This is a genomic window from Stenotrophomonas geniculata ATCC 19374 = JCM 13324 (genome assembly GCF_001431625.1).
GTDB lineage: Bacteria > Pseudomonadota > Gammaproteobacteria > Xanthomonadales > Xanthomonadaceae > Stenotrophomonas > Stenotrophomonas geniculata.
The window spans coordinates 1-1444 of the sequence record NZ_LLXT01000040.1; the positions used below are offsets into that span (position 1 = coordinate 1).

Below are 1444 nucleotides of genomic sequence, written 5' to 3' on the forward strand. Positions count from 1 at the left end.
TATCGTTCAACGGTGGACCCGCGGTTGAATTACGAGCAGTCGCTGGAGATCGCGATGGCGATCGTCCGCAAGCAGGAGCAAGTGCGGTAAGGGTTTTTCGGCAGGGCTTGCAGCCCTGCACCTGCCCAGAATCCGAAGCAACAGCAAAAGCAACAGCAGAAGCGGCATTCCGTGGGATGGCGGGGCGGTGTGGGTGGTCAGGACACGCCGTAAACCTGTGGTGGTCAAGTATTTTTGGACACTCCCAAAGGGAGTTCAGGCCACCTGCTCTTCACAAAGCGCAGGTGGCACAAGGCCGTTGGCACTGTGCGGCCGACGGTGGTTGTACCAGTCCACGAATTGCTCGATGTCTGCTGCAGCCTCCTGTCGAGTGGGGTATTTGGAGTAAAGCCATTCCCCTTTGAGGGTGGCGAAAACCCGTTCCACCACCGCGTTGTCCCAGCAGTTGCCCTTCCTGCTCATGCTTTGGGTGATGCCGTTGTCACGCAGAATTTCGGCCATGGCATGGCTGGTGTACTGCCGACCTTGATCCGAGTGGAAAAGTAGTCGCCCGTTGGGACGACGCTGTTTCAGAGCCCCACGCAGGGCTCTGACGGCCAGCCAGGCATCCCCTTCGTGAGAGTGGGCCCAGCCCACGATCCGTCGGGCAAACAGATCCACCACGATGGCCAGATAGAGCCAGCCTTGCTGGGTCGGGATGTAGGTGATATCCCCTGCCCAGACTTGGTCGGGTGCCTCCGGGTTGAATTGGCGTTCCAACACGTTGGGCGCGGTCAGTGCCTGCGGCCCCAGACTGTGGTACTTGTGCCGCCGGTGCTGCCGCGCCCTGACGCCGGCCCGGCGCATCAGCGTCCGGGCGCGGTAGCGACCCACTGGCAGGCCGCGATTGGTCAGCTCCCTGGCCATCTTGCGAGAGCCACAGCTCCCCCGGTGGGACTGATGAATGCGACGAACCAGATCAACCTGGGCCAGCAGTTCCCGGTCAATCCGGGGCTCCCGGTGCAGCCAGGCGTAGTAGCTGCTACGGGGATAGTCCATCAACTGACACACCAACCGGATCGGAGCGACCTTCCCCAATTCCTGGATCACCTGTTCCGGTGATCGCTGTCCCGAATGAAGAAGGCGATGGATTTTTTTAGTAGGTCGCGCTCCTCCTTGAGCCTGCGATTCTGGGCCTCCAGCTCGGCGATTCTGACCTGGGCATCTACGGGCGGTGCCTCGGCCTGCGGGTCATGTTTTCGACGCCATTGCTCGATCCAGCGCCTCAGCGCCGTCGGGCCGACATCCATCAGCTGGCAGACGTCCCTGACTGTCTGCCCCTCCACAACCACAAGGCGAACCGCCTCGTCCCTCATGCCCTGAGTGATCTGCTTTGCCATGGGTCTACCTCGATGCTTGAAATTGATCCTATCGAGTGTCCAAGTTGATTAGACCACCACAACCC

Annotated in this window: 3 protein-coding genes; 1 reads left to right on the forward strand and 2 read right to left on the reverse strand. The window is 60.9% G+C overall.

Translation table 11 applies throughout. From position 1 onward, the window contains the following. The coding region (locus ARC63_RS23055) for a 3-deoxy-7-phosphoheptulonate synthase (protein WP_139042358.1) at positions 1-90 on the forward strand (90 nt) is incomplete at its 5' end. Positions 91-255: 165 nt separating this feature from the next. Here ARC63_RS23055 and ARC63_RS02470 read toward each other — a convergent pair. Both ARC63_RS02470 and ARC63_RS23880 read right to left on the reverse strand, forming a co-directional pair. Beyond that, on the reverse strand, positions 256-1089 hold the full coding sequence (locus tag ARC63_RS02470; RefSeq protein ID WP_043397638.1) for an IS3 family transposase: 834 nt from the start codon (positions 1087-1089) through the stop codon (positions 256-258). Further along, positions 1086-1379, reverse strand: a complete 294-nt coding sequence (locus ARC63_RS23880) for a transposase (protein WP_019338990.1) — start codon at positions 1377-1379, stop codon at positions 1086-1088. Before ARC63_RS23880 ends, ARC63_RS02470 begins: the two co-directional genes overlap by 4 nt. Positions 1380-1444 lie beyond the last annotated feature (65 nt).

Coding starts and splice junctions, on each gene's coding strand:
- ARC63_RS23880 (WP_019338990.1), bottom strand. CDS start 1,379: ATGGCAAAGCAGATCACTCAGGGCATGAGGGACGAGGCGGTTCGCCTT.